20 protein-coding genes are annotated in these 20,587 nt (G+C 69.8%); 8 read left to right on the top strand and 12 right to left on the bottom strand.

The window, feature by feature from the left end; genetic code table 11:
- Positions 1–61: 61 nt before the first annotated feature.
- From hemW to ASG52_RS09120, 4 genes are all read right to left on the bottom strand, one after another.
- Complete coding sequence (gene hemW, locus ASG52_RS09135; protein WP_056241998.1) at positions 62–1,240, bottom strand: radical SAM family heme chaperone HemW; 1,179 nt, start codon at positions 1,238–1,240, stop codon at positions 62–64.
- Positions 1,241–1,454: 214 nt separating this feature from the next.
- Positions 1,455–2,090 carry an RdgB/HAM1 family non-canonical purine NTP pyrophosphatase gene (rdgB, locus tag ASG52_RS09130; protein ID WP_056241995.1) on the bottom strand — a complete coding sequence of 212 codons (636 nt, stop codon included), beginning with the start codon at positions 2,088–2,090 and terminating at the stop codon, positions 1,455–1,457.
- Entirely contained in the window at positions 2,087–2,800 is a 714-nt protein-coding gene (gene rph, locus ASG52_RS09125; RefSeq protein WP_056241993.1) for a ribonuclease PH, read from the bottom strand. The genes rdgB and rph overlap by 4 nt, the downstream gene beginning before the upstream one ends.
- A gap of 158 nt (positions 2,801–2,958) precedes the next feature.
- A complete protein-coding gene (locus tag ASG52_RS09120; RefSeq protein WP_056241990.1) occupies positions 2,959–3,252 on the bottom strand; it encodes a hypothetical protein in 294 nt (97 codons plus the stop codon).
- Positions 3,253–3,465: 213 nt separating this feature from the next.
- On the opposite strand from ASG52_RS09120, the gene hrcA reads away from it, so the two are divergent.
- The 4 genes from hrcA (at position 3,466) to ASG52_RS09100 (ending at position 7,779) form a co-directional block, all read left to right on the top strand.
- Positions 3,466–4,557 carry a heat-inducible transcriptional repressor HrcA gene (gene hrcA / locus ASG52_RS09115; RefSeq protein ID WP_056241987.1) on the top strand — a complete coding sequence of 364 codons (1,092 nt, stop codon included), beginning with the start codon at positions 3,466–3,468 and terminating at the stop codon, positions 4,555–4,557.
- A 91-nt stretch (positions 4,558–4,648) separates the two neighbouring features.
- Positions 4,649–5,275 carry a PRC-barrel domain-containing protein gene (locus ASG52_RS09110; RefSeq protein WP_056242133.1) on the top strand — a complete coding sequence of 209 codons (627 nt, stop codon included), beginning with the start codon at positions 4,649–4,651 and terminating at the stop codon, positions 5,273–5,275.
- 63 nt (positions 5,276–5,338) lie between these two features.
- On the top strand, positions 5,339–5,575 hold the full coding sequence (locus tag ASG52_RS09105) for a hypothetical protein (protein WP_056241986.1): 237 nt from the start codon (positions 5,339–5,341) through the stop codon (positions 5,573–5,575).
- Between the two features lie 641 nt (positions 5,576–6,216).
- Positions 6,217–7,779 (top strand): CYTH and CHAD domain-containing protein, encoded by a 1,563-nt coding sequence (locus tag ASG52_RS09100; RefSeq protein WP_056241983.1) that lies wholly within the window; start codon positions 6,217–6,219, stop codon positions 7,777–7,779.
- On the opposite strand, the gene ASG52_RS09095 is transcribed toward ASG52_RS09100, so the two are convergent.
- Positions 7,780–8,391: an SOUL family heme-binding protein gene (locus tag ASG52_RS09095; protein WP_056241980.1), complete on the bottom strand. Its 612-nt coding sequence runs from the start codon at positions 8,389–8,391 to the stop codon at positions 7,780–7,782. It lies immediately after the preceding gene.
- A 164-nt stretch (positions 8,392–8,555) separates the two neighbouring features.
- Between ASG52_RS09095 and ASG52_RS09090 the strand changes: the two genes are divergently transcribed.
- Entirely contained in the window at positions 8,556–9,191 is a 636-nt protein-coding gene (locus ASG52_RS09090) for an NAD(P)-dependent oxidoreductase (protein WP_056241976.1), read from the top strand.
- A gap of 3 nt (positions 9,192–9,194) precedes the next feature.
- On the opposite strand, the gene ASG52_RS09085 is transcribed toward ASG52_RS09090, so the two are convergent.
- The 3 genes from ASG52_RS09085 to ASG52_RS09075 all read right to left on the bottom strand — a co-directional run bounded on the left by ASG52_RS09085 (position 9,195) and on the right by ASG52_RS09075 (position 11,344).
- A complete protein-coding gene (locus ASG52_RS09085; RefSeq protein ID WP_082552461.1) occupies positions 9,195–10,313 on the bottom strand; it encodes an FAD-binding domain-containing protein in 1,119 nt (372 codons plus the stop codon).
- A 182-nt stretch (positions 10,314–10,495) separates the two neighbouring features.
- Positions 10,496–10,777, bottom strand: a complete 282-nt coding sequence (locus ASG52_RS09080; protein WP_082552460.1) for a CsbD family protein — start codon at positions 10,775–10,777, stop codon at positions 10,496–10,498.
- Positions 10,778–10,897: 120 nt separating this feature from the next.
- Entirely contained in the window at positions 10,898–11,344 is a 447-nt protein-coding gene (locus ASG52_RS09075) for a PRC-barrel domain-containing protein (RefSeq protein ID WP_056241971.1), read from the bottom strand.
- A gap of 343 nt (positions 11,345–11,687) precedes the next feature.
- Here ASG52_RS09075 and ASG52_RS09070 point away from each other — a divergent pair, with 343 nt between their 5' ends.
- Complete coding sequence (locus ASG52_RS09070; RefSeq protein WP_056241969.1) at positions 11,688–12,665, top strand: sensor histidine kinase; 978 nt, start codon at positions 11,688–11,690, stop codon at positions 12,663–12,665.
- Between the two features lie 10 nt (positions 12,666–12,675).
- On the opposite strand, the gene ASG52_RS09065 is transcribed toward ASG52_RS09070, so the two are convergent.
- The 4 genes from ASG52_RS09065 to ASG52_RS09050 form a co-directional block, all read right to left on the bottom strand.
- Entirely contained in the window at positions 12,676–13,872 is a 1,197-nt protein-coding gene (locus ASG52_RS09065) for an FAD-dependent monooxygenase (protein WP_056241966.1), read from the bottom strand.
- A 233-nt stretch (positions 13,873–14,105) separates the two neighbouring features.
- Positions 14,106–15,830, bottom strand: coding sequence for a response regulator (locus tag ASG52_RS09060; RefSeq protein WP_056242127.1), 1,725 nt, complete (start codon positions 15,828–15,830; stop codon positions 14,106–14,108).
- Positions 15,827–16,288 carry a response regulator gene (locus ASG52_RS09055; protein WP_056242126.1) on the bottom strand — a complete coding sequence of 154 codons (462 nt, stop codon included), beginning with the start codon at positions 16,286–16,288 and terminating at the stop codon, positions 15,827–15,829. The genes ASG52_RS09060 and ASG52_RS09055 overlap by 4 nt, the downstream gene beginning before the upstream one ends.
- A gap of 5 nt (positions 16,289–16,293) precedes the next feature.
- On the bottom strand, positions 16,294–18,546 hold the full coding sequence (locus tag ASG52_RS09050; protein ID WP_082552459.1) for an ATP-binding protein: 2,253 nt from the start codon (positions 18,544–18,546) through the stop codon (positions 16,294–16,296).
- 526 nt (positions 18,547–19,072) lie between these two features.
- Here ASG52_RS09050 and ASG52_RS09045 point away from each other — a divergent pair.
- Positions 19,073–19,321 (top strand): hypothetical protein, encoded by a 249-nt coding sequence (locus ASG52_RS09045; protein WP_200945589.1) that lies wholly within the window; start codon positions 19,073–19,075, stop codon positions 19,319–19,321.
- The gene (locus tag ASG52_RS09040) at positions 19,318–20,505 is read left to right on the top strand and encodes a relaxase/mobilization nuclease domain-containing protein (RefSeq protein ID WP_056241960.1); all 1,188 of its coding nucleotides are present in this window, start codon (positions 19,318–19,320) and stop codon (positions 20,503–20,505) included. Before ASG52_RS09045 ends, ASG52_RS09040 begins: the two co-directional genes overlap by 4 nt.
- The last annotated feature ends 82 nt before the right edge of the window (positions 20,506–20,587 follow it).

The raw sequence follows: 20,587 nt of genomic DNA, 5'->3' as shown, positions 1-20,587 counted from the left end.
GGCTACCTCCGACGTCAGCCTAGCACGAACTCGGCTCGGACCTGAGAGGCGGCTCGAAGCGTCAGGCCGCCAGTTCCGCCACCACTGCGTTCAGCACTGGCGCCCCCCGCGGCGTCACCGCGATGCGTCCCGTGTCACGCTGCGCTACGAGCCCGTCCGCGACGAGCGCCGCGAGCCGGCTCGCATCGAGCGGGCGCCCCTTCAAGGTGGCGTAGCGAGCCGGGTCGATACCCTCGGCCAGCCGCAGGCCCATCATCAGGAATTCGTCGCCCTGATCCTCGGCCGACAGGCTCTCGGTCTCGACGATGCCGTGGCCGCCCTGCTCGACGCGGGCGAGCCACGCTTCCGGGGCCTTCTCGGTCAGCGTGCCGGTGCGGCCCTCGGGCAGGACGAGGCGGCCGTGGGCGCCGGGGCCGATGCCGGCATACTCGCCGTAGCGCCAGTAGAGCTGGTTGTGGCGCGACTCGGCGCCGGGTCGGGCATGATTCGAGATTTCATAGGCCGGCAGGCCCGCGCCCGCACAGATGTCCTGCGTCACGTCGTAGAGGGCGCGCGAGACGTCGTCGTCCGGCGTCACGAGGCGGCCGGTCTGGGCGAGGCCGAAGAACGGCGTGCCGGGCTCGATGGTGAGCTGGTAGAGCGAGAGGTGCTCGGCGGCGTGCGCGATGGCCTCGCGCAGTTCCTTCGCCCAAGCCTGCGGCGTCTGCTCGGGCCGGGCGTAGATCAGGTCGAACGAGAAGCGCTCGAAATGCGCCGCCGCGACCCGCACGGCGGCCAGGGCCTCCGTCACGGAGTGCAGCCGCCCGAGCCGCTTGAGGTCGGGGTCGTTGAGCGCCTGCACGCCGAGCGAGACGCGGTTCACCCCCGCCGCGCGGTAGCCACGGAAGCGGCTCGCCTCGACGCTGGTGGGGTTGGCTTCCAGCGTCACTTCCGCTTCAGATGCGACGCTCCAGGCGCCCGCCACTGCGTCGAGCAGGCCCGCCACCGTCTCGGGCGCCATCAGCGAGGGCGTGCCGCCGCCGAGGAAGATGCTGGTGACGGTCCGCCCCGGCGCCAACGCGGCGGCGTGGGCGATTTCCCGTCGGAAGGCCGCGAGGAAGCGCGGCTGGTCGACGCCGCCGTGGCGGACATGGCTGTTGAAGTCGCAATACGGGCACTTCGCCGCGCAGAACGGCCAGTGCAGGTAGAGGCCGAAGCCCGCGTCGCGGGTCGGATGGTCGGGCGGTGTCACGGAGGGCATTCTTTTGCTGGTCGAGCCGTCTCCCTTCCATCCAACCCCCTCATCCTGAGGTGCCGCGAAGCGGCCTCGAAGGAGGGCTTCCCAAGGATCGCGCGGCCGGCTGGAGCCCTCCTTCAAGGGCGACGCTGTGCGCCGCCACCTCAGGATGAGGGGGATGGTTGGGAGACGTGGATTCGAGCGTGATGTAGGCTCTCTTCGCCCCTACCGCAAAATACTATCCCGGCCGGCGCAGGCAGGCGGCGGCCAGCGTCACGAAGGCCCGCGCGCGGTGCGACAGGGCGTTGCCGCTCTGCCAATCGATGCCGTGCTTCTCTTCCGACGAAATCTCGCCGAAGGTGCGGTCCATGCCGTCAGGCCGGAACATCGGGTCGTAGCCGAAGCCGAGCGTGCCGCGGGGCGCCACGAGGTCGCCGAAGACACGGCCCTCGAACAGCTCGGTATGGCCGTCAGGCCACGCCAGCACCAGGGCGGAGACGAAGTGGGCGCGCCGGTCGGTGGCGCCGCGCTTGTCGAGTTCCGCCGCGATCCGGGCCATGGCGGCCGAAAAGTCCTTGTCCGGGCCGGCCCAGCGGGCGGAGAAGAGGCCGGGCGCGCCGTCGAGGGCATCGACGCAGAGGCCGGAATCGTCGGCGAAGGCCGGGAGCCCTGAGGCTTCGGCTGCGGCGACGGCCTTGATCGCCGCGTTCTCGGAGAACATCGTGCCGGTCTCGTCGGGCTCCGCGAGTCCGAGTTCGCCCGCCGAGACCGCCTCGACGCCGAAGGGCGCGAGCAGCTCGCGCATCTCGACGAGTTTTCCGGCGTTGTGGGTCGCGATGACGACCTTGCCGGAGAGGATGCGGTGTTCGCTCATGCGATCACCTTCCTCTGCATCTCGACCAGTTGAGCGATGCCGCCCTTGGCCAGCCCCAGCAACGCGATGAACTGCGCCTCCGAGAACGGCTCGCCCTCGGCGGTGCCCTGCACCTCGACGATGCCGCCCTTGGCCGTCAGGACGAAGTTGGCATCGGTCTCCGCCGCCGAATCCTCGGCGTAGTCGAGGTCGAGCACCGGCTGGCCCCGGTAGAGCCCGCAGGAGACCGCGGCGACATGATCCTTCAGCGGATCGACCGAGATGATCGAGCGCGACCGCATCCAGGCGAGGCAATCGTGCAGCGCCACCCAGGCGCCGGTGATCGAGGCGGTGCGGGTGCCGCCATCGGCCTGGATCACGTCGCAATCGATGGTGATCTGCCGCTCACCCAGCGCAGGCAAGTTGGTGACGGCGCGGAGCGAACGGCCGATCAGCCGCTGGATTTCTTGCGTGCGGCCCGACGGCTTGCCCGAATTGACCTCGCGGCGCGTGCGCTCGTGGGTGGCGCGGGGCAGCATCGCGTATTCGGCCGTGACCCAGCCCTTGCCCGAGCCGCGCAGCCACGGCGGCCCGCGCTCTTCGAGGGTGGCGGTGCAGAGCACGCGGGTGTTGCCGAAGCTCACGAGGCATGAGCCCTCCGCGTAGCGGGCCACCGCCCGCTCCAGCGTGACGGCACGCAACTCGTCGGGCGCGCGCTTGGACGGCCGCATCCGCGGGGTTCTCCAGGATCAGAAATCGGAAGTGGGCGCTCTTAGGCGCTGCGGCGACGGGCGGCAACTCCGGTTCGAATATGAGAAGGGCCGCCATCCCGGAGGATGGCAGCCCCGAAAGGCGTTTCCCAAGGGAAAGCGCCGATCCGCAAAGAAGCTTAGCGGTAGTGACGGTGATGGCGCATCATGTGGTGACGCATCATATGCCGGCGCATCATGTGGCGGCGGTGATGGCGCATGTGGTGGCCATGCATGTGCCGGTGACGGTGCATGCGGTGGCCGTAGCCGTAGGCGACCGGGGTGGCCTCGGTGGCGACCGCCGCCGTGGCCTCGGCCGGCACGGTGATCGGCGCCGCTTCCGCCTGATGCGGCGAGGCGACCAGGCCGAAGCCCGAGAGGGCGATCGCGACGGCTGCGGCCTTGAGAAGGTTCTTTGAGGCGCCGAACTTCACGGGCGTTCTCCACTTCCTGGGAATTTTATGGTGTCGGTCCGCCCGCCGGGAGGCGTTCGGTCCTGCGCTAACCGTGAGCGGGGGAAGAACGATCCCTCCGGCCGTCGAGATCGTTGACGGATCGTCGATCCCGTCGCGCGCTTTCGCGGCAAACGGGGAGGATTGATCGCAGGCGGCCTTGCGCCCACAATCGCCCCTTCAACCGAGTGCCCCGTGTCCGAAATCCCGTTCAACACCGTGCGTCACCCGCCCCAGGCGCTCGCCGCCCTCAACGAGCGCGCCCGCGAGATCTTCCGGCAGATCGTCGAGAGCTACGTCACCACCGGCGAGCCGATGGGCTCGCGCAACCTCGCCCGCATCCTGCCGATGAGCCTGTCGCCGGCCTCGATCCGCAACGTCATGGCGGATTTGGAGCATTCCGGGCTGATCTTCGCGCCCCACACCTCCGCGGGCCGCCTGCCGACCGAGCTGGGCCTGCGCTTCTTCGTCGATGCCATGATGGAGATCGGCGACGTCAACCACGAGGAGAAGGCGCGCATCGAGGCGCAGATGCAGGCGGCGGCCTCGCGCCACACCTTCGATTCCGCGCTTGCCGAGGCCTCGTCCCTGCTGTCGGGCATCTCGCGGGGCGCGGGCGTGGTACTGACCACCAAGGTCGATGCCGGCCTCAAGCATGTCGAGTTCGTGCGCCTCGACGCCGACCGGGCGCTGGTGGTGCTGGTCTCGACCGACGGGACGGTGGAGAACCGCCTGCTCGACCTGCCGCAGGGCCTGCCCGCGGGCGCGCTGCAGGAGGCCTCGAACTTCCTCAACGCGCGGCTGCGCGGGCGCACCCTCGACGCGCTCAAGGCCGACATCGAGGCCGGCCGCAAGGCGATGAAGCGCGAACTCGACGCCATCACCGAGCGGCTGGTCGATGCCGGGCTCGCCACCACGGTCGGTCCCTCGGAGGCGCGCCAGCTCATCGTGCGGGGGCAGGCCAACCTGCTCGACGACCTGCGCGCGGCGGAAGACCTCGAGCGCATCCGCCTGCTGTTCAACGATCTCGAGACCCAGAAGGACGTGATCGAACTCTTGGCCCGTGCCGAGCAGGGCGATGGCGTGCGCATCTTCATCGGCTCGGAGAACAAGCTGTTCTCGCTCTCCGGCTCGTCCATGATCGCGGCGCCCTTCCGGGACAGTGCCCAAAAAATCGTCGGCGTGGTCGGCGTCATCGGCCCGACCCGGCTGAACTACGCCCGCATCGTCCCGATGGTGGACTACACCGCCCGCGTGGTCTCGGGGCTCCTCGACCGGCCGCGATAGCCTGCCGGCCTCCGTCGATGACGGTGAACTGCGGCGGCGGTTTCGACGTTATCGCAACACCTTGCCATTCATCGACTTCGGAGACGCCGACGTGCGTTCCAACGCCACGACCCGCCTTGTCCTTGCCCTGACTCTCGGACTTGCGCTGCCCACGCTGAGCCTGAGCGCGCCGGCCCTCGCCGAGGGCCCCGCCGCGCCCTTCCTCGCCAAGGCGCCGGCCGGGACGCTGAGCGGCTCGAAATTCGTCGGCGTACCGGTGATCGGCATGGACCATGTCCGCGTCGGCGAGATCGAGGACCTGCTGATCGACGGCTCCGGCCAGATCCGCGCCGTGGTGATCGGCGTCGGCGGCTTCCTCGGGCTCGGCGAGAAGTCGGTGGCGGTGCCGTTCGAGGAATTCGCCTGGAACACCGGCGACGTCTCGCTCACCAGCGGCCCGTCCTCGGTGGTGAAGGTGGATTCGGCGCCGAGCCAGGCCGCCGCCGACAAGGCCACGCCGGACACCATGCCGGGCTCGCAGACGACGCAGGAGGTGCTCGGCGCGGTCCAGAACCAGCACAGCGACCGGGTGACCGACGCCACCGGCTCGGTCGAGCCGCAGAAGCCGCCGAAGACGCCCGCCACCGTGCTGGCCGGCGACAAGATCGTGCATGCCGAAGTGCGCCTGACGAAGGCGCAGCTTCAGGACGCGCCGGCCTTCAAGGCCAAGGGCGACTGACGCGGATCGGCCCGAGCGCCGATCCGGGACTTGCCGTTCGTCCTCACGAGACCGGGAGGTCCCATGCGTTCCCTCGTCTACACCGTGCCGATCTGGGTTTTTGGCCTCCATCAGGCACGCGCCCAACAAACCAACCCGGCGCCACCGATTCCCGAATCCGGCCCCTCCGGCTCGAACACGATTGCTGCGAACGCCGCTGCGACCGATTTCAACTGGATCTGGTTGAGCCTGCTGATCGCGCTGGCGGTGCTGGCGCTTTGGATGGTCGCCCGCCGCACCCAATCTCGGACGCCGCGATGAGTGTCTTGGGCACGACGCCGATGGATCACGATACTGTGTTCCACGCCGCGTCGCTTGTTCGCGCTGGGCTCCGCCTCACGCCGTCATCACGAGGCGAAGCCGAAGCAATCCGGGGCTCGGCCTTTTCGAAAGAGGGGCACCCTTACCGACATCGTGGCTGCGAGCGCGACCTTTTCTAAAGATGCGGAGCGCTGGATTGCTTCAGCTCCGCCGCGTAATGACGGGAGCTTGTCGGCTCGGTCCGAGCCAACCCGAGCCCGGCATGCGCGCAGCCGCGGTGCGTTGACGCTGGATGAATCCTGAAGTAGAAAAATTCCGCGCCGCGCAGCTGGCTCAGCTACTTGAGGTTTTTCGTTTCGGGTCTCTGGGTTTGTTGCAGCGCTCGATTTTAAAGGTGCCGTTCTTCGGCCGGTGATGGATACGTACCCGGTGCAGCATAGCATTCGGGTTCTGATTGCTCTCACGGAACCTTAGCTCTTCATGGGGCGGTACGGCCGACAATGGCCGTATCGCCCCTTTTCCTGTCATCAACCGGGCTTTGTCCCGTCGTGCAGGATGGTGGGGCCGCCGGCCCGATGGTAAGCCGGAGGCCGAGCTTGCCCGCGACTCGGGCGAAGCGCCTTTCGGAGACCGCTCACCCCATGACCGCCGCGCGGGAGATCGAGCTGAAGCTGGATTGCGACGCAGGCGATTTGGCCGCGCTCGCCGTCCATCCGCTACTCGATTCGGCCGACGCGGGCACCGTCGCCCTGCGGGCCACCTATTACGACACCGATGCGGGCGACCTGCGCGCCGCCGGCCTGTCGCTGCGGGTGCGCCGGGAGACCCGCCCGGACGGCGAGCGGGCGATCCAGACCGTCAAGGCGGGAGCCGACGGCGCCGGGCTGTTCGACCGGGCCGAGTGGGAGCGGGCGATCCCCGGTCCGGCGCCGGACCGCGGCACCCTCGACGATACCCCCGCGGGTAAGGTGCTGGCCGAGGCCGGCGAGCCGGAGATCGCGGCCCGCTTCTCCACCGTGATCGAGCGGGCGATGCGGCCGATCCGCTACGGCGCCTCGACGATTGCCGTCACCCTCGACCGCGGCCGGATCGAGACCCCGGGCGGCGCCGTGCCGGTCTGCGAGGCCGAACTCGAACTGACCGAAGGCGACCCGGCCGACCTGTTCGCGCTCGCCCAGGCGCTCGCCGAGACCGTGCCGCTGCGCCTCGGTGCCCTGGCCAAGGGCGAGCGCGGCGAGGCGGCCCTCGCCGGGCGCCTCGACCGGCCGAGCAAGGCCGAGCGGGTCGCGCTCGATCCCGAGGTCGACGCGGGCGAAGCCTTCGCCGCGGTGGCCCGCGCCTGTCTGCGTCACCTGCGCCTCAACGAAACGGTTTTTCTGGAAAACCGCGATCCGGAGGCGCTCCACCAGATCCGCGTCGCCCTGCGGCGGCTGCGCTCGGCCTTCACCCTGTTCCGGCCGCTCTTTTCCGCCGACCCCGCCGCCGCGACTTTGCGCGACGAGATCAAGCGCGTCACCGAGCCGTTCGGGCGAGCGCGCAACCTCGACGTCTTCCTCGACGAGACGCTGGCGCCGGAGATCGAGCGGCGCCCCGACGAGACCGGCCTGCACGATCTGCGCGCCCTGCTCCTGCCCGAGCGCGAGCGGGCCTATGCGGTGGTGCTGGCGATCCTCGACAGCGCGGCGTGGCGCGGTCTGATCATCGATCTCGTCGCCTGGATCGAGGCCGGGCCCTGGCGCCGCACCGGAACGGAGCGTGAGCGCCCGGCCCAAAAGTTCGCGGCGGAGGTGCTGGAGCGCCTGCGCCGCCGGATCAAGCGGCGCGGGCGCCGTCTCGACCGGCTGGAGCCGGAAGCGCGCCACCAAGTGCGGATCGAGGCGAAGAAGCTGCGCTACGGCGCCGAGTTCTTTGCCGGGCTCTATGCCGAGGGCAAGGCTCGTCGGCGTCACAAGGCGTTCGTGGCCGCGCTCGCGGCGTTGCAGGACCATCTCGGCGCGCTGAACGACATCAGCACTGCCCACGAGATCGGCGCCGGCCTGATCCCGCAGGAGGCCCGCTCCGCGGAGGGAGCGCCCGATCCGGCCGCCGTCCTGTTCTCCGCCGGCCTCGTCGCAACTGACGTCGAGGCCCGCAGCCACGCCTTGTTGAAGGACGCCGCAGAGGCGCACGCGGCGTTGCTGGAGGTGCGCCCGTTCTGGCGCTGATCAAGTATCTGAAGCGGGCAGCCGTGCCGCGACCTCGTTGCGGCGCAGAAAAGGAATCGAGAACGGCGGATCGTAGCCCATGAAGAAGGGCGGATCGGCCGTCCGCTTGCCCGCAGCGTCGAGCACCTGGGTCAGGATGCCGGATTGCTGCCGTCGCGCCTCCGGCGCCGCGCTGCCGGAGAAGCGCAACACCGCCAGCCGCTCCTGAGGGATGCGGACGATCCGCACCCCGGCCTCGGTCGGCTCGGGCGGGCCGGCTTCCGCCACCTTCCGCGGCAGGTAGAACCGCATCGTCCCGCTCGCGCCCTGCTCGACCGGCACCGTCATGGCGATCATCTGGCCGTCGGTCTCGACCGGCGTCGTCATGGCGATGCGGGCGCCGCCCCGGTTGGCGCCGGTGATGTAGCGAAACAGCCGCCCGAACGCCTCGCCGTCCTGCTGGCCCTTGGCGTCGGTCTCGACGGCGACGCGCGGCTCGTAGGCTCGCACCTCCACGCCGCGATCGAGACGTTCGACCACGGCATAGCGCGGCTCCTCGTAGGTCGCCCGGATGCCGACGACCGAGAGCGCCGATTCGAGGAAGGTGAAGAGGTAATAGAAGAGTTTTTCCAAGGGGCGGATTCCGGAGGCTCGCGCCCGATACGGGTGCGCGAACACGAAAAGATCGGGCGTCGATGGCCGTTCCCGCGGTAGGGGGGCCGGAATGCCGCGGGGTCGGTCGCGGCACCGACCCGGCTCTTCGGCATTTGTCGTGGACCGGCATTCAGGAGGCAACCGTGGCCCACGTCCTCGTCATCGGCGCAAGCCAAGGCATCGGCCTGGAGACCGTCAAGGCGGCGCTCAAGGCCGGCCATCGGGTGCGTGCCTTCGCCCGTTCCGCCGCCGGCATCGCGACCGCCGATCCCGGCCTGGAGCGCTTCGCCGGCAACGCGCTCGACGCGGGTGACGTCGCTGCCGCGCTGGAGGGGATCGACGTGGTGGTCCAGGCGCTCGGCGTCCCGGCCTCGAAGCTGCTCGGCCCGGTGACCCTGTTCTCGGAGGCGACCAACCGGCTGGTGCCCGCGATGGAGCGAGCCGAAATCCGCCGCCTCATCACGGTCACCGGCTTCGGCACCGGCGACAGCCGCGCGGCGATCGGCCTGCTGCAGCGGGTGCCGTTCCGCCTCGTGTTCGGCCGCGCCTACGACGACAAGGATGCGCAGGAGATGCGCATCCGCAAGAGTGGGCTGGACTGGACCTTCGTGCGCCCCGGCGTGCTGACGCCGGGCTCCGCCACCGGGCGCTACAAGGTGCTGGCCGACCCGAAATCCTGGCGCAACGGCCTGATCGCCCGGGCCGACGTGGCCCATTTCATCGCCGGCGAGATCGAGCACCCGGCTCACGTGCGGCAGGCGGTGGTGCTGGTCGGCTGATCGTCATCCCTCGGCGAGCAGCCGCGGAATGGCTGAGCGCAGCTTGAAGAAGCCGCGGGTCGAGAGCGGCCACGCCGCCTCGTCCCAGGTCCGGCGCACCCGCAGGCAGCCCTCCGGCAGCGCCTCGGCCGAGGGGCCGACGGGCGCCCAGGCCGCGACGACAGGCAACCCTTCCGTCCAACCGGGCCCGATGTTTTGCGCGACCTCGCAGCCGAAATGGGCGACGGCGCGCGCCAACCCGTCCGCCATCGCGGCCTCGTCCGCCGCTCGCACCTGTTCCGAGGCGCCCGGCGCGTGGGCGATCAACCCGCCGACGCGCCGGACCGTGGCGCCGTCGAGCGGCAGACTTTCCGGATGGAGGTCGTCGAGATGCAGCAGTAGCGCGACCTCCTCCGTCGGCGCAGGGTCGACGGGGCTAAGCCTTTCCTCACGCGGCGGCCTCTCTTCCTCAAGAGCGTCCGGGTATTCGTCGAGCCCGGCGGGATCGAACCGGCCCTCGGTGTAGCGGCGGATGTTGTCGGCCCGCGCGACGTAGTGCTTGCCCCGCGTGTGCAGGCCCGCCACCCAGCGCCAGGACAGGGTGTTGCTCGCCGGATCGCCGTCGAGCAGATGGCTCAGGAAGAAGTCGGCGCCGAGCGGCCAGGGCAGGCGCAGCGTAAAAATCCAGATCGAGGCGAACCACATCCGGGCGTGGTTGTGCAGCCAGCCGGTGGCGACGAGTTCGCGGGCCCAGTCGTCGAAGCCGTCGATGCCCGTGCAGCCCTCGACGGCCGCTTCGTAGGTGCGGCGTAGCCCCGGCTCGGCCTCCAGGCGCCGCCGCTGCGTCTCGACCTCTGCACGGTAGCCGGTCCAGGCCTCGGGATGGGTCTCGAGATGGCCCTTGAAGTAGGTCCGCCAAAACACCTCGGTGACGAATTTCTCGGCGCCCTCCGCGCCGAAGGCGGCGAGCGCGGCCTCCACCACCTCGGCCTCGGTGAGCAGGCGGCGGCGCAGGTAGGGCGACAGCGCCGAGGTCGTGGGGCTCTTCTCCGGTCCGCGGTCGGTGTTGCGGGCGGCGGCGTAGTCCGCGCCGGCACCGTCCAGGAAGGTCGCCAGCCGTTCGAGTCCGGCGGCGCGGGTCATGGGAAAGTCGCGGATCATGCCGCCGAGATAGCGCGGGACGCGGTGTGGGCCGTGCGACCCAATCGCCCTTCACCCGGCCTCCGTCCGCCCCTCTCCGCCTCGCAATAACGGGGTGAGGTGGGGGCCGTGGCGATCCGATCGTTGCGGCCCCGGCCGTATCGCGGCCGGGACCGTCGAAAAAACTACTTGTCGAGGGCGTTCTCGACCGTGTCCTTGGCCTTGCCCTGCTCCTGCTGGGCCCGGCCCTTGAGCTTCTGGGCGCTGCCCTCGGCTTTCAGTCTCTCGTCGTCCGTGAGGTTGCCGACGCCACGCTTGGCGCTGCCGAGCGCCTCGTTGCCGAGGCCTTTCAGCCGATCGACGGCACCCGCGGTGGTCGGCGTGTCGTCGGCGAGCGCCGGGGCGGCGGTCGCCAGCGCGAGGCCGAGGAGGGCGCCGCGAAGGGCAGAGATGCGGAGGCTGCTCATTCGGTTCTCCGTGGTTCGAGAGGGGAGCGTGGTCTTAACGGTCCGGCCCGGGCGAGCCATCGGATGCCCGTGCCGAATCGAGACATCGTGATGTCGCCTGCCGGCCGGTGCTTCGCCGGCTTACTTCTTCGGCTCGGAGCCGAGATAGACGTATTCCGGCGCGGCGCGGAGCTGGTCCTTGTCGGTGTCGATCACCGCGTCCAGCGCCCCGCCGTCCTTGCGGGTCAGCTTCAGCGTCTCGGAGGCGATGGCGACATATTTGGCATTGAGGCCGAGGAAGCCGCCGACGCTGACGACGTAGGACTTCACCGCGCGCTTGTCGTCGAACACGATGTCGGCGACCGAGCCGATGCTGTCGTTGGCGCCGTTGCGGATGGTGGTCCCGATCAGCTTGGAGGCGACCACGTCCTCGGGGGCCTGGGCAACGAACTTCGCCCGCAGGTCGTCGTTCATGGTCGCGGGCTGGGCCGGGATCGGGGCGGGCTCCTGCTTCGGTGCCTGCTCCTGAGCGACGGCCGGTGCGCCGGCCAGCAGGGTGAGGGCGCACAGGAGCGGGCGAAGGGTCATCGGGTCGGTATCCTCGTCTGGATCGGGAATCGGGTTCGGTCGGGCGCGGCGGCTCGGCTCGCTGTGAGCGGATCGGGCAACCGGGTGATGACGGTGGGGGCGGGTGGCGCCGCCCGCCCATGGTGCACCGCCGCATGAACGGATCGCGCGCGGCTCGGTTCCGGCGACGCTTGGGCGAAATCCGGTATCCGAGCACCATTCACGTCATCTTGAGAGACCGGTCGGCGCAGCAGCCGCTTATGCTGCGAGGTATGACCCGCTTCGCTCCCGGTGACGGAGCCGGATCGAGGCGGGCGTGTTGATCCCCGCATCCGCGTACCGACATCCGCACCACAGGACAGCCATGGCCGAGGGGCCCGAACTGACCGGCGAGGGTTGGACCCTCCAAAACTTCACCGGGGCGATCCATCGCGGCGGGGTCGGCCTGTGGGCGTGGTCGCCGACGCGGCGGCTCGCCCAGCTCGACGGCCTGTGCCGCGAATTCTGGGGCACCGACGCGACCGTGGTGCCGATCGACGCTTTGTTCGCCCGCGTCCACCCCGAGGACCGCGCGGCGATGATGCGGGAATGGATGGCGAGCGCCGACGACCCGCACGCCTACAGCTTCGATTTCCGCATCGGTGAGGGGCCGGACGCGCGCTGGATCTCGGCCCGCGGCGTCGGCGGCGAGACCGGGCGGGTCGGCGAATGGCTGCAGGCGATCTTCCTCGACATCACCGAGCGCAAGCGGGCGGAAGAAGCCGAGCGGCTGCTCGCCGACGAACTCGCCCACCGCGTCTCGAACATGTTCACGGTGGCCCGCGCGCTGACCGCCATCGTCGCCCGCGACGCGAAATCCGCGCCGCTCTTCGCCGAGGACCTGTCGCGCCGCTTCGGCGTCTTGCACGAGGCGACGACGCTGGCGACGCGTTCGCACCGGCTCGACCAGGGCAGCGTGCCGCTCCGGCACCTCGCCGAGCGCATCCTCACCCCCTACCGCGACGGCGCCGAGATCCGGGTCGAGATCGCCGAGGGCGCGGTCGTGGCCCCCAACCACGTCAACGACTACGCCATGATCTTCCACGAGCTGGCGACGAACTCGGCCAAGTACGGCGCCCTGTCGGGCTGCGGCACCCTGCGCCTCGACGGCCGCGTGGCGGACGGCACGCTGCGGCTGACCTGGGACGAGACCGGCACGCCTTCGGGTGGCCCCAAGGCCGACGGCACCGGCTTCGGCTCGCGCCTCCTGCGACAGACGATCGAGCGCAGCCTCGGCGGTCGCTTCGAGCGCGTCATCGACGCGGGCGGGCTGCATTTCGAGATGAGCGTGCCGGTGGAGTGAGGCGACGGCTTCACGCCGTCAGCCCGTCGTAGCGCGACAGGTCCGGCTCCGTGCCCTTCTGTGCGAAGAGTTTTGCGAACAGGCCGCGCAGGCGCGGCCGGCTGGCGAGACCCAGGCCGCCGTGCAGCAGGCGAATGCCGAGGCGGCTCTTCGGATGCATGATCCGCGGCCCGATCTTCGGCACGCCCGCGGCCTCTTCCACCATCGGCCGCATCGCCCGCTCGTAGGCATCCAGCCCAGCGACCACGTCGTCATTGCGAAAGAATTCGCCTGCGAGCACGGTGGCGCCGGTCACCGCCAGGGTCGCGCCGTTGCCGGCGAGCGGGGTCACGCACCACGCGGCGTCGCCCGTCAGCACCACGCGGCCGTTCGACCAGCGCGGCATCCGCACCTGCCGCAGGACGTCGAAGTAGAAGTCGTCGGTCTGTTCCAGTGCGGCGAGGATGCGCGGCGTCTCCCAGCCGGCGTCGGCGAAGCGTTCGCGTAGAAACGCTTTCTGGCGGGCGGCGTCCCAGTCCTGCGCGCCGGGCAGCGGCCCGTGCAGCGCCAGCATCGCCCGCGTGGTCCCGTGCGGGTCAGGCCGCAACTGCACGCTCCGGCCGCCGGGGGCGTTGTACCAGCGCCAGAACCGGTCGTCGGAGGGCGCACGGGGGATCGTCAGATAGGCGATGGTGAGGTCCATCGGGCGCGGCGTATTCTCGCCCGGAAACACGAGTTCGCGCGTGGCCGAGCCGACGCCTTCGGCGACGATCACCGCATCGAAGTTTTCGTTTCGGCCGCCAGCGAAGGTGACGGTCGCGGCCTCGGGCGTCTGCTCGATCCGCGCCACCGCTTCGCCGAACCGAAAGACCGCCCGCTCCCGCGCACCGTCGTAGAGCAGGCGGGCGAGGTCGCCGCGCAGGATCTCCATTTCGGCGGTCGGCCCGTCGCCCTCGGCGCCTCCGGCGGGGAAACGCGCGACGGGGCGGCCCCGGTCATCGACCCAGGCGGTGCCCTCCTCGCCGGTGCCGTGTTCGAGGGCGGCCTGTTCCAGCCCCATCCGGCGCAGGATCTCGCGGCCGACGCCGCGGATATCGACGTTCTGGCCGCCGTCGCGGAACGTGGACGAGCGCTCGACCACGGTGACGTCGAAGCCGTGCCGACCGAGCCACCACGCGGCGGTGGTGCCGGCGATGCTGGCGCCGGTGATCAGAATGCGACGCGCCACCGAAACCCTCCGTCTCGTGATCGGGACGGATAGAGGATTCGTCTCGCATCGCGGCAAGTGCGGCACTCGACCCCTTCCAACCCCACCCCCTCATCCTGAGGCGCGGAGCGCAGCATAGCCTCGAAGGAGGGCTCCAGCGGATCGCGCTATCCCTGAAGCCCTCCTTCGAGGCCGCTTCGCGGCACCTCAGGATGAGGGGGTTGGGGTTGGATGGGAGTGGAGCGGCCCGTCTCTCAGCCGCCGCGCGAGCGGTCCGAGACCAGCCGCAAGCCCGGCGACGCGCGGGCGGCCAGGGCGGTGGCGACCTTGTGCTCCAGTTCTCCGTCGCGAAACGGCTTGAGCACGATGGCGTCCGTCCCGTCGGCGCCGGCCCGGGCCAGGGCGTCGGTGTCGGCGAAGCCCGTGACGAACAGCACCGGCATGCTCGGCCAGCGCTTGCGGATCTCGCCCGCAGCCTCCGCCCCGTTCATGCCCGGCATGGCGAAGTCGAGCACGACGAGATCGACGTCGGAATCGGAATCGAGGGCGGCGAGCGCCTGGAGGCCGGAGGCCGCCTCGCGCACGGTGTAGCCGGCCTCCGCCATCCGGGTCGCGGTCACCTCGCGCACGCCCGCGTCGTCATCGACGACGAGGAGGACGGGCCGGCTCCCCGGCGGATGCGCCCGCGCGCCCTCCACGACGGCGGGCAACACGGGGGCGACCGTGTCCTCGGCCACCCGCGGCAGGTAGACCTTGATCGAGGTGCCCTCGGCCGGCACCGTGTCGATGCGGACGCCGCCGCTCGACTGCTTGACGAAGCCGTAGACCTGGGCGAGCCCCAGCCCTGAGCCCTTGCCGATCTCCTTGGTGGTGAAGAACGGCTCGAACACCCGCGCCAGCACCTCCGGCGTCATGCCGGTGCCGGTGTCGCTCACCGAGATCATCACGTACTCGCCGGGCTGGGGCTGCTCCGGACGGGTCGGCGCCTCGCTCACGGTGACGTTGGCGGTCTCAATGGTCAGCCGCCCGCCCACCGCCATGGCGTCGCGGGCGTTGATGGCGAGGTTGAGGATCACGAGTTCGATCTGGGTCGCATCGACGAGCGCCGGCCAGAGGTCGTCCTGCAGCGTAATCTCGATCTGGATCGCCCCGCCGATGGAGCTTTCCAGGAGGTCGCGCATCGACACGACCGTGTGGTTCAGGCTGACCGGCCGCGGCACCAGCCGCTGGCGGCGGGAGAAGGCGAGAAGTTGGGCGGTCAGCTTGGCGCCCCGCGCCGCCGCGCCGCGCATCATGGCGAGGCGCCGCTTCGAGCGCTCGTCGGTGACGACGCGGTCGAGGAACTCGATGTTGCCAGCAATGACGGTGAGCAGGTTGTTGAAGTCGTGGGCGACGCCGCTGGTGAGCTGCCCGACCGCGTCGAGGCGCTGGACGAGGCGAAGCGCATCCTCGGCCCGCTCGCGCTCGACGATCTGATCCTTCAATGCGGTATTGGAGGCGGCCAGTTCCTGGGTCCGCTCCCGGATGCGCGTTTCCAGCGTGTCGTTGAGCGCCTGAAGCGCGGCTTCGGCGGCGCTCTTGTCGTCGCGGGCGCGCTTCTCGGCCAGCGCGCGGACGATGGTGCGAGTCATGCGCCCGAGGCGCTGCTTGGTGACGTAGTCGGTGGCGCCGTTCTTGATCGCCTCGACCGCGACCTCCTCGCCGAGCGTGCCCGAGCAAAAGATGAACGGCGTGTCCGGGCATTGAAGGCGGGCGATGCCGAGCGCGCTCACGCCGTCGAAGGTCGGCAGCACGTAATCGGCCAGGATGATGTCGTGGCGGCCGGGCTGCGCGGCGGCCGCGAACTCTTCGCGGGTGATCACCCGTTCGATCACCACCGGATGGCCGAGATTCTCCAGCTCCGCCTCGATCAGCTCCGCGTCGAGGTCGCTGTCCTCCAGATGGAGGATGCGCAACGGGCCGGCGGCGGGTCCGATTATCCGTTCGATGGCCAGCCTCCCCGGTACGGCGGCGGCTCGTTCAGAAGCGCCCAGAACACGCCGATCTCCTTGATGGCGGCGAAGAACTCGTCGAAGGCGACCGGCTTCACCACGAAGGCGTTGACGCCGAGATTGTAGGACCGGATCACGTCGGTCTCCTCGCGCGAGGAGGTCAGCATCACCACCGGGATGTTGCGGGTGACGGGATCGCCCTTCACCTTCGCGAGCACTTCCAGCCCATCGACCTTCGGCAGCTTGAGATCGAGCAGGACCACGGCCGGGTCCTGCACCGCCCGGTTCTCGTGCGGACCGCGACGGTAGATGAAGTCCAGCGCCTCGGCACCGTCGCGGCAGATCACGATCTGGTTGGCGAGCTGGCTCGATTCCAGCGCCGCCAGCGTCAGCTCGATGTCGTTGGGGTTGTCCTCGACGAGGAGGATCGGCTTCAGGCTCGCCATGCGCGTCAGGCCTCCTCCCGGAGGGGTAGTGTGAAATAGAATCGGGCGCCGCGGCCCGGCTCGCCCTCGGCCCAGGTCCGCCCGCCATGGCGCTCGACGATGCGGCGCACGTTGGCGAGCCCGATGCCGGTGCCCTCGAATTCCTCGACCCGGTGCAGCCGCTGGAACACGCCGAACAGCTTCTCGACATAGGCCATGTCGAAGCCGACGCCGTTGTCGCGCACCACGAACACGGCTTCATGGTCCTGCGGCGGCAGCCGCTCGACCGCGACGACGGCGGGCTCGCGGCCACGGGTGTATTTCACGGCGTTGGAGAGCAGGTTCTCGAGCACGAGGCGCAGCATCACCGGGTCGGCATGGACGCGCCCCAAGGGGCCGATCTCCCAGCGCACCGTCCGGTCCGGGGGCACGTCGCGTAAGACCTTGCGCCGCACCTCCTCGACGAGGCCGTTGAGGTCGCCACTCACCTTGTTCAGCGCATGGCGACCCATCTGCGAGAAGGTCAGCAGGTTGTCGACCAGAGTGCCGGCGGAGAAGGCGGCCTCGATGATGGTCTCGACGTAGTGGCGGCCCTTGTCCGAGAGGTTAGCGCCCTCGCGATTCTTGAGCAGGTTCGAGTAGCCGACGATGTGTCGGAACGGCGCGCGCAGATCGTGGCTGACCGAGTAGGAGAACGCCTCCAGCTCCTTGTTGGAGCGCTGCAACTCCTCGCTCATCGCCGCGAGTTCTTCCGCGCGGCGCAGCACGATGCCGAGCACCGAGGCGCGCAGATCCTTGGCGGCCTCGACCTCCGGCACCGACCAGGGCATCGAGCGCCCCTTCACCGTCTCCTTCCAGATCTCGAAGGATTTTCGCGGGTGCAGGCGATCGGGACCGCCTTCCGGATCGGGATGGGCCGGCTTCACCGGGTTGCCGCCCCACTTGACGGTGCGCACCACCTCGGGGCGGAACCACAATACGTAGCTGGCGTATTTCTTCGAGATCGAGATGGCGAGCAGCCCGCTCGCCCGATCCGCAATGGCTCCGGCGCGCAAAAAGTCCTCGGAGAGGGCGTCGGTGGCGACTACGTCGTCAGCCTCGCCGCGCTCCGACAGCCACTCGTAGAGGGCGCGCACCTCGCGCTCGGGCGGGGTCGATCCGAGCAGGCGGCAGCGATCCGCCGTCACCACCGCCGCGCCTGACGCGTTGACGAGGGCCAGAACGTCGTCGGGGTGGTTGAGCAGCCCGTCGATGAAGCTTTCTTCCTCGGCCATGTAGGCCAGCAACCGCGCCTGCACCTGCCCGAGCGCGAGGCGCTGCTCGGCCTGCTCGCCGCGGACTTTCGCCGAGAGTTGAAGGGCGAAGATCTGGGTGAGGAAGTCGCAGGCGTTGCGGGCCTGGAGCGGCACCCGCTTCGGATCGTGGTTGTGGCAGGAGACGAGGCCCCACAGCGCGCCGTCGACGAGGATCGACACCGACATGGACGCCATCGTGCCCATGTTGCGCATGTACTCGACATGCACCGGCGAGACCGAGCGCAGCACCGACTGGCTGAGGTCGAGCGGCCGGCCCCCGGGCGTCGTGCCGGGGCGGATCGGCACGGGCCGGTAGCCGGCATCCGGGATGATGCGCAGGCGGTTGCGGCGGTAGAGTTCGCGCGCCTGGGCCGGGATGTCGGAGGCGGGAAAGCGCAGGTCGAGATAGCTCGGCAGCACCCCGTTGCCGGACTCCGCCAGCACGGTGCCGTGCCAGTCGCGGTCGAACCGGTAGACCAGCGCCCGGTCGAAGCCGGTGACGTGGCGGATGTCCTCGGCCAGCAACTGGCACAGATCCTCGACGCTGCCGGCGGCGTGCAGCCGCTCGACGAAGGCGCGCAGGCGCGGCGTCAGCGCATCGAGCCCGGCATTGCCCGAGGCGTCGTCGGTCTCCTCCAGTTCGAGCACGACGAGATCATCGACGCGGTGCGCGGCCACCTCGTAGAACAGCCGCGCCTCCTCCGATCCGAGCGCCACGGTGCGCAGGTAGGTGGCGCCGTCCTGGATCGCGCCGCCGTCGAGATAGCGGTGCACCAACGCATCGAGTTCGGGGAAGGCGGCCCCGAGCCGGGTGCCGATGGCGGCCGAGGCCGGGGCGTTGGTGCTGGCCTGGACGATGGTGCCCGCCGCATCGAGGGCGAGCAGGAAACCGTGCGGCTGGACGCTGCCGACGATGTGGATCGGCTCACGGTCGCACGCCGTCAGATCGAGGGAGAGCCGGGCCGCCGTGCTGTGCTGGTTCAAACCTGATTCCATCCCCGACGGATCGGTGCGGCGCCCTGCGATCGACGTGCGTCCCCGCGCGCCCTGATATCAGCCGGATGGGGGAGGGCGATATAGGCCAGAAGCACTGGTACGGCCGGTGATCCTCGGGCGGATCGTCCCAGGCGAGCCGTCCGGACTATGTCCCGGCCAACGGATTTGTCGCCGCCTTGGCGTCGATTCGCGCGACGGGTTCGGAGGGCAAGATGGTGGGCCCGGAGGGTAACCACCTTGCCCGTCTGTTCCAGGCCATCGGCCTGAAACCTCAGAAGCTCCCTGCCCCAAGTCCTTGATCGATCAGAGGACTGGAACCATGGGCACCGACCTTCCCCCGAACCTCCGGCAGCACTTTCCTACTTCCGCATCCCCGCCTCCGAAACCGCGGCGGCGTCCCGAGACGAAGCCATTCTGCCTGCGCTTCACGTAGGAAGCGCGCGCCCGGCTCGAAGCGGCGGCTGGCGGTCTGCCGCTCGGCACCTTCATCCGCGGCCTCGTTCTCGGCACCGAGGTGAAGCCGAACCGCACCCGCAACATACACCCCGTCAAGGACCGCGAAGCCATCGGCCGAGTGCTGGGGGCGCTGGGCCAGTCGCGCCTCTCCCAGAAGCTGAACCAACTCGCCAAGGCCGTCCATCTGGGCGTGCTGGAGGTGACGCCGGAGACCGAGGCCGAGATCGTCGCGGCGTGCGGCGGCGTCGCGCTCATGCGAGCCGATCTGATGCGGTCGCTCGGCCTGATCGAAGTGGGCTCCGCATGATCCTCAAGGGCAGTCAACGCGCGGGCGCCCGCCAGCTCGGCCTCCATCTCCTCGAGACGGAGGACAACGAGCATGTCGAGGTGCACGAGATACGCGGCTTCGTCTCCGACAATGTCGTCGATGCCCTGAAGGAGGCCTACGCCGTCAGCCGCGGCACGCGCTGCAAGCAGTACCTGTTCTCCCTGAGCCTCAGTCCGCCGGAGAAGGAGCGCGTGACGGTCCCGGTCTTCGAGAAGGCCATCGCCGCGATCGCAGCCAAGCTCGGCCTGTCCGGCCAGCCGCGGGTCATCGACTTCCACGAGAAGGAAGGCCGGCGCAACGCGCATTGCGTCTGGTCGCGGATCGATACCGATCGGATGCGGGCGATCAACCTGCCGCACTTCAAGGTCAAACTGAACGATCTCGCCCGCAAGCTCTACATTGAGCACGGCTGGGACATGCCGCGCGGGTTCGTGAACCGCGAGGAGCGCGATCCGCTGAACTTCAGCCGGCAGCAGTGGCAGCAGGCGCGCCGGGCGAAGCGCGATCCGCGTGCGCTCAAAGCGCTGTTCCAACAATGCTGGGCCGGGTCCGATTCGGCGTCAGCGTTCGGGCAGGCGCTGCGGACCCGCGGACTGTTTCTGGCCCGCGGCGACCGCCGCGGGATCGTGGCGGTGGACATGCAGGGCGAAGTCTATGCGGTCGCACGCTGGACCGGCATCCCGACCAAAGTGATCCGCACCCGGCTCGGCGACGGCGAGAACCTTAAGAGCGTCGCCGAGATGCGCGCGCATGTGGCGGCCCACATCGGCGAGCGGCTGACCGGCTTCGTCGCCGAGGCGACACGGGCGTTCAAGCAGGCGGCGGACGGCATCGAGGCGAAGCGACGGGCGATGGTCGCGCTACATCGCGCCCAGCGCCGGGCACTTGCCGGGATGCAGGCATTCCGCGCTGCCGAGGAGGCGCGCGAGCGGAACATTCGCTTGCGCAAAGGGCTGCTAGGCATCTGGGACCGCGTGACCGGTCGTCATGCCCGTTTGCGGCGACAGAACGAAACCGAAGCCGTGCTCGCGGAGCGGCGGGATGCCGAAGCGCGACAAGCGCTGATCGACCAGCAGCTTGCCACCCGCCGTCAGCTTCAGGGCAAGGTTCGCCAGACACGCGGCGCTCATCAGAGGGAGGTCGTGTCCCAGGGAGTGGTGTAGGAGCGGCCCCCCGGTGAGGTGGCCATCGCCGGACTTCGGGTAGGGTTCGAGTTGCGAAGCTTGAACTCACGCCGGAGGCGAC

Source organism: Methylobacterium sp. Leaf456 (assembly GCF_001425465.1).
Lineage (GTDB): Bacteria > Pseudomonadota > Alphaproteobacteria > Rhizobiales > Beijerinckiaceae > Methylobacterium.
This window is presented reverse-complemented; position numbering and strand designations above follow the sequence as displayed.

Bases quoted from the DNA above. Each gene is read 5' to 3' on its own strand.
- hemW (WP_056241998.1), bottom strand. From the start codon at position 1,240: ATGCCCTCCGTGACACCGCCCGACCATCCGACCCGCGACGCGGGCTTC.
- rdgB (WP_056241995.1), bottom strand. From the start codon at position 2,090: ATGAGCGAACACCGCATCCTCTCCGGCAAGGTCGTCATCGCGACCCAC.
- rph (WP_056241993.1), bottom strand. From the start codon at position 2,800: ATGCGGCCGTCCAAGCGCGCGCCCGACGAGTTGCGTGCCGTCACGCTG.
- ASG52_RS09105 (WP_056241986.1), top strand. From the start codon at position 5,339: ATGCGTTCCCTCGTCTACACCGTGCCGATCTGGGTTTTTGGCCTCCAT.
- ASG52_RS09100 (WP_056241983.1), top strand. From the start codon at position 6,217: ATGACCGCCGCGCGGGAGATCGAGCTGAAGCTGGATTGCGACGCAGGC.
- ASG52_RS09085 (WP_082552461.1), bottom strand. From the start codon at position 10,313: ATGACCCGCGCCGCCGGACTCGAACGGCTGGCGACCTTCCTGGACGGT.
- ASG52_RS09080 (WP_082552460.1), bottom strand. From the start codon at position 10,777: ATGAGCAGCCTCCGCATCTCTGCCCTTCGCGGCGCCCTCCTCGGCCTC.
- ASG52_RS09075 (WP_056241971.1), bottom strand. From the start codon at position 11,344: ATGACCCTTCGCCCGCTCCTGTGCGCCCTCACCCTGCTGGCCGGCGCA.
- ASG52_RS09070 (WP_056241969.1), top strand. From the start codon at position 11,688: ATGGCCGAGGGGCCCGAACTGACCGGCGAGGGTTGGACCCTCCAAAAC.
- ASG52_RS09055 (WP_056242126.1), bottom strand. From the start codon at position 16,288: ATGGCGAGCCTGAAGCCGATCCTCCTCGTCGAGGACAACCCCAACGAC.
- ASG52_RS09040 (WP_056241960.1), top strand. From the start codon at position 19,318: ATGATCCTCAAGGGCAGTCAACGCGCGGGCGCCCGCCAGCTCGGCCTC.